General features: G+C 74.0%; 5 protein-coding genes. 3 read left to right on the forward strand and 2 right to left on the reverse strand.

Features of this window, described 5'->3' with window-relative positions; all coding sequences use genetic code 11:
* Nucleotides 1-52 precede the first annotated feature (52 nt).
* Nucleotides 53-2,164, forward strand: coding sequence for a transglutaminaseTgpA domain-containing protein (locus tag QM633_RS15450; RefSeq protein ID WP_415154656.1), 2,112 nt, complete (start codon nt 53-55; stop codon nt 2,162-2,164).
* Nucleotides 2,165-2,168: 4 nt separating this feature from the next.
* On the opposite strand, the gene QM633_RS15455 is transcribed toward QM633_RS15450, so the two are convergent.
* Together QM633_RS15455 and dinB are read right to left on the reverse strand one after the other, a co-directional pair.
* Nucleotides 2,169-2,540, reverse strand: coding sequence for a DUF3040 domain-containing protein (locus QM633_RS15455; RefSeq protein ID WP_415154657.1), 372 nt, complete (start codon nt 2,538-2,540; stop codon nt 2,169-2,171).
* Between the two features lie 95 nt (nt 2,541-2,635).
* The gene (dinB, locus tag QM633_RS15460) at nt 2,636-3,871 is read right to left on the reverse strand and encodes a DNA polymerase IV (RefSeq protein WP_415154658.1); all 1,236 of its coding nucleotides are present in this window, start codon (nt 3,869-3,871) and stop codon (nt 2,636-2,638) included.
* Between the two features lie 259 nt (nt 3,872-4,130).
* On the opposite strand from dinB, the gene QM633_RS15465 reads away from it, so the two are divergent.
* Both QM633_RS15465 and QM633_RS15470 read left to right on the forward strand, forming a co-directional pair.
* Nucleotides 4,131-4,712, forward strand: a complete 582-nt coding sequence (locus QM633_RS15465) for a DUF4126 domain-containing protein (RefSeq protein WP_415154659.1) — start codon at nt 4,131-4,133, stop codon at nt 4,710-4,712.
* Nucleotides 4,709-5,549, forward strand: an 841-nt coding sequence (locus tag QM633_RS15470) for an FAD-dependent oxidoreductase (RefSeq protein WP_415154660.1), incomplete at its 3' end; no start/stop codon positions are given. The genes QM633_RS15465 and QM633_RS15470, both read left to right, overlap by 4 nt.

Consider the following 5,549-nt stretch of genomic DNA (forward strand, 5'->3'; position numbering starts at 1 on the left):
CCGGCACCCCGGTCGCGGACGCGTGGCGCCAGCTCGGCAGGGAGGGCACCCGGTGACCGCCACCGACCGGCGCAGCCTCGCGTCCGCCGTCGCCGCGCTCGCGGCGGGAGTCCCGCTCGCACCGCTGACCCAGGACCGCAGCTACCTCGTCCTGGCCGCGCTGCTGATCGGGCTGAGCACAGCCCTGGGCATCGGGGTGCGTCGACTGCGTGCGGGCGAGCCGCTGGTCCGCATCGCGCAGTTGCTGCCCGCGGCGGCCATCCCGGTGCTGATCCCCTCCGTGCTCGACCCGGTCGGGCTCTTCGAGCAGACCTACTCGTTCGTGCAGACGGCCTTCGCCCCGATGCCGTACGACGCGGGATTCGCCGTCTTCTGCGCGGCGCTGGTGTGGGCGGTCCACCTGCTGTGCGAGGCCCTCGCCATCGGGTTGGCGTCGCCGGCGTGGACGTTCCCCGTCCTGCTGCTGCCCTACCTCATCCCCTCGCTGGCCATCTACGCCGAGACCAGCCCGTTCCTGTTCGTCTTCCCCGCTGCCGGCTACGCGCTGATCCTGGCGACCGCGACGGCGACATCCGCCGACTCGGCGGGCGACACCGACCAGGACACGGTGTCCGGCTGGCGCCGCGGGGTGGCGACCACCGCGTCCCTTGCCACCGTGATCGCCCTCGTCGGCTCGGTGGTGGTGTCGCTGCCGATCCCGGAGCGCTCCGCGAGTGCCTCGTCCTCCGGTGGCCAGGGGTCCGTGCAGCTGGGCGATCCCAGCCTCGACCTGATCCGCAACGTGAACTCCAACAGCGACCAGATCGTGATCACCTACCGCACGTCCGACGGCGACGGCGAGTACCTGCGCCTGGCCGCCCTGCCCGCCTTCGACGACCGGGGATTCCACCTCACCGCCACCGACCTGGTTCCCCTGCCCGCCGGCAGGGACGGACCCGCCGCGGCCACCTCGACGGAACGGACCTCGATCACCATCGGCAACCTGGCCAGCGAGTACCTGCCGACGCCGTGGTACCCGCTGACGGCCGACGTGGACTCCGGCACCTGGCGGTACGACCCGAGGACGCTCGCCGTGGTGGCGATCGGGAGCGGCCGCACGTCCGCGACCCGGGGACTGAGCTACCAGACGATGTCGGCGCGCCTGCCTGCGGCCGCGGAGCTGCTGGCCGGTGCCGGCCAGCCCGGCGATCCCGGCGACGGGGGCCTGACCCTGCAGCTGCCCCCCGAACTGTCGGACGGCGTCCGCCAACTCGCCGAGCAGGTGACCCAGGGCCGGAGCGGCGCGGGCAGGAAGGCGCTCGCGCTGGCGGAATTCCTCCGCTCGGATGCGTTCACCTACAGCACCGCCGTCACCCCCGGGACGACGCTGAGCACCCTCGACGACTTCCTGCTCGGCAGCCGGACCGGGTACTGCGAGCAGTTCGCCGGTTCGCTGGCCGTGCTGGCCCGCGTGGTGGGAATCCCGTCCCGGGTGGTCGTGGGCTTCCTGCCCGGCCGCAAGGTGGGCCAGAACTGGCAGGTCACTCCCCGCAACATGCACGCCTGGACCGAGCTCTACTTCGGCGGCGACCTCGGCTGGGTGGCCGTGGACGCCACGCCGTCCGGCGCCCTGGGGAACGCCATCCCCTCCGCCTCGCCCAGCGCCACCCGCACGCCCGGCAGCACCGAGCCGACCCTCGCCCCGACCTCGACGGCGCCGACCCTCGCACCGGTCACCCCGACCGGCCCGGGATCGACGCAGGGAAACCCGCTGCCGTGGCTGGTCGGCCTGCTCGTCGCGGGAGCCATGGCGGCGGCCGGCCCGCGGCTGGTTCGTGCGGCGCTGCGGCAGTTCCGCCTGGCCGGCTCCGCAGATCCGGGCCGCGCCGCGGAGCATGCCTGGGCCGAGGTACGGGCGGTGGCGAGGGACAGGGGTCAGGACTGGCCGGAGGGGACGACCCGCCGGGTCGCCGCGGACCTCGGCGCCGCGCTCGACGCGGACGGCAGGGACGCACTGGTCAGCCTCGCCCTGGACGTGGAGCGGGCCCGGTACGCCGAGGCGCCGGACCGTCCGCCCGCCTTGCGGGAGAGGGTGGCGCGGATCACCGCTGCCATGGAGAGGCGGTGGGCACAGCCCACCGCCAGAGTCTGGTGGCCGCGGTCACTGCGACCGTCGAGATCGTGAGGACTCAGGCCCCGCCGTCATCCTGGCCGTGACGCCAGCGGTCCTCCATGCGCCCCATGAACTCGGACGCCCCTCCCGCCCTGCCGCCTGAGGCGGCCGACTCCCCGGCCAGCCCCGAGTGCTGCCAGGCCGTCACGCCGAGAACGGAGGAGGCGAGCATCACCAGGAAGCCGAACACGCTGAGCGCGGGATGCACCTGCATGCCGCCGATCAGGCAGCAGACCCCGACCACGAACCCGAAGCCGGCGAGAACCGCGCGACGTCGCTGCCACCGGTGGGAGGTGCCGCGCAGGGTGTTGGCGAGCTTGGGATCCTCGGCCGCCAGGGCGGCCTCCATCTGGTCGAGGAGTCGCTGCTCCTCCGCCGAGAGTGCCATGGCCGCCTCCCCTGGTTCAGACTGTCCGTGCGGACGTGGCCAGTCTAGGCGCGCAGGTGGGTTTTCGGAACTGTCGGCGCTCGTCCTGGCCACGGTCAGGGCCGCTCCCGCCTGGTCAGCACCGCCCTGCGCACCGCAGCCGGCCCGAAGCGCCGAATCACGTTGTCAGCGGCACGTTCCGCATCCCGCCAACCACGCTCGGGGGCGTCCAGGGTGGGCTGGAGGGCTACCGTGCCGACGTCGGCGAGTCCGGTGACCCTGATTCCCACCCGGCGCACCGGACTGCGGGGGGTCCGCAGTATTGCGTAAAGGTGGCGGGCGACGTCGTACACCTCGTCGGTGACGTCGGTCGGCGCGGGCAGCGTGAGTGCCCGCGACACCGTCCGGAAGTCCGCATACCGCAGTGAGAGCGTGATCGTGCGACCCAGCACTCCGGCCGCGCGCATCCGCGACGTCACCTTCACCACCACCCGAAGCAGTTCCGCGTGGACGCCGGCATCGTCGCTGAGATCGTGGCCGAAGGTCTCCTGGCACCCGACCCCCCGCTCGCCGGCGCGGGCGACCACCCTGCTGTGGTCGCGCCCGCTGGCCCGTTCGTGCAGGAGCGCGCCGGCCCGCAGCCCGAACGCCGCCTGGACGGCGCTGCGCGGCAGGGCGGCCAGGTCACCGAGGCTCGCCACTCCCAGGGCGGCCAGCCTCGACCCGGTGCTCTCCCCGACCCCGACCAGGTCGCCGACCGGCAGCGGCCCCAGGAAGGCGATCACGTCGGCGGGGGCGACCTCGCGGAGCCCGTCGGGCTTGGCCGCGTTGCAGGCCATCTTGGCGATCAGCTTGTTCGGCCCGATCCCGACCGAGCAGCAGATGCCCTGCTCGTCGTGGACGATCGCCCGGATCCGCTCCCCCAGGACGGCCGCGGCCCCGACCGTCCGCTCCGAGCCGGTGAGGTCGAGGTAGGCCTCGTCGATGGACGCGCTCTCGACCCGTGCGGTGAACGTCTCCAGGACGGCGACGATCCCGGCGCTGACCTCGGAGTAGGCCTCGAAGTCGGGCGGGGCGCAGACGGCGTGGGGGCAGAGCTGCCGCGCCCGGGCCGACGACATCCCCCCGCGAACCCCGAACGCCCGGGCGGGATAGTTCGCCGACAGCACGACGCCACGGTGCGCGCCGCCCACCCACATCGGCACATCACGCCACTCCGGATGACGCCGTAGTTCCACCGAGGCGTAGAAGGCGTCCATGTCGACACACATCACCACCCGTGGCACCTCGTCCCCGCCCATCCCGCCCGCCTCCCGCGCGTCGCCGGGGAACACCGGACCCCGGCGCGACATGTGCCGCGAGCCGTGGGAAGCGGGGGTCGAGTCCGCTCCCCACGGCCTGCGGGGACATCGGCGCCGGGGCCGTTCCGGAGCGGTTGCCCGCCGCCCGGGTGTGCGGGCTTCCCCTGCCCGCATTATCGAACTTCTGTTCGAATGAGCACCATCATAGCCGCTGCCTCCGACACGGCGTCAAGAGCCGGTATCCCGCACAGTCGGCTGCCCCGGGACCCGCTTCCGGCCCCGGTGCGGACGCCGCGACTACGATTCCGGCATGGACGTGGTGGCCATGACCTTCGCCAGCGGCTGGGCGAGCGGCCTCAACGCGTACGCGACCGTCTTCCTGCTCGGGCTGATCGGCAGGCTGGGCGGGATGGCCGGGATTCCGGAAGGCTTCCAGCGGACCGACGTGCTGGTGATCATGGGCGTCCTGGCCGTGGTCGAGTTCTTCGCCGACAAGATCCCCTACCTGGACTCGATCTGGGACGCGGTCTCCACCTTCATCCGGCCCGTGGCGGGCGCTCTGATCGGCGCGCTGCTGGCCGGGGCGAACGGCGATCTGCTGCCGGTGACGATGGGCGCGCTCGGCGGGGTGACCGCGCTGGTCAGCCACACCGCCCGCGCCGGCGTCCGGCTGGCCGTGAACACCTCACCGGAGCCGATCAGCAACATCGGGGCGTCGCTGGTCGGCGACGCGGCGCTGATCGCGGTGCTCTCGCTCGCGATCGCCTACCCCGCCCAGGCCGCGCTCCTCGCCGCTGTCCTGCTCGCCGGCACGATCGCGCTCGCCATCCTGCTGCTCGCCCAGATCCGCAAGGGCGTCACCGCGCTCCAGGGCTGGCTGGCCACCCGTTGATCGTCGTCGTCGGCGCGAGTCTCGCCGGGCTCGCGGCGGCGGCCCGCCTCGCCAGGGCCGGCCACGAGGTCGTCCTGTGCGACAGCGCACCGGTTCCGGCGGCGGGTGCCGGCGTCGCCACCGAACCCGGCGGCACCGTCCTCACCCTTCCCGCGGCCTGGCGCGACCTGTTCCGCAAGACCGGGCGCAGCCTGGACGCGGAGCTGGCCAGGACGGGCCTGGTGCTCGCACCCGCTCCCGCACGGCCGTTCGTGCTCTCCGACGGCTCCCGGCTCGCGCTGCCCACCGATCGGGGCGAGCAGTGGTCCGTGCTCGCCCCCCGCTTCGGCCAGGCGACCGCGGCGGCGTGGCGGGACCTCCTCGACGAACTGGACGGCGCATGGCAGGTGCTGCGGCGCCTCGGCCTCGAGACCGAGTTCGAGGGCCGGCTGACGTCCGCGCAGCGGGCGGTGCTGCGACCGAGGACGAGCCTGGCCGGCCTCGCCGAACGCGTGCCGCCGCTGGCCGACGTCGTCCTCGACGTGGCCGCGCGCCTGGGCCAGGACCCGGCCCGGCTGCCCGGCTGGCACGCCGCCCGGCTGGCGGTCGAGCGCACCTTCGGCCGCTGGCACGTGCAGGACGCCCGCGGCGTCCCGCAGCCGGCCGGCGTCCTCGCCGGCCTCCTCGTCGAGAGGCTGCAGGCGCGTGGCGTGAACCTGCGCAGCGGGGTCGAGGCCCTCTCCATCCGCCCGGAACCCGGTGTCGGCCACCGCGTCGCGACGACGGCGGGCGACCTGGCCGCCGAGGCCGTGGTGAGCGCGGTGGACCCCTTCACCCACGCGGACCTCACCCGCGAGC

Source organism: Propionicimonas sp. (genome assembly GCF_047606205.1).
GTDB lineage: Bacteria > Actinomycetota > Actinomycetes > Propionibacteriales > Propionibacteriaceae > Propionicimonas.

Excerpts from the sequence above, each read along its gene's own strand:
- QM633_RS15455 (WP_415154657.1), bottom strand. The coding sequence starts at position 2,540 with ATGGCACTCTCGGCGGAGGAGCAGCGACTCCTCGACCAGATGGAGGCC.
- dinB (WP_415154658.1), bottom strand. The coding sequence starts at position 3,871 with ATGTCGCGCCGGGGTCCGGTGTTCCCCGGCGACGCGCGGGAGGCGGGC.
- QM633_RS15465 (WP_415154659.1), top strand. The coding sequence starts at position 4,131 with ATGGACGTGGTGGCCATGACCTTCGCCAGCGGCTGGGCGAGCGGCCTC.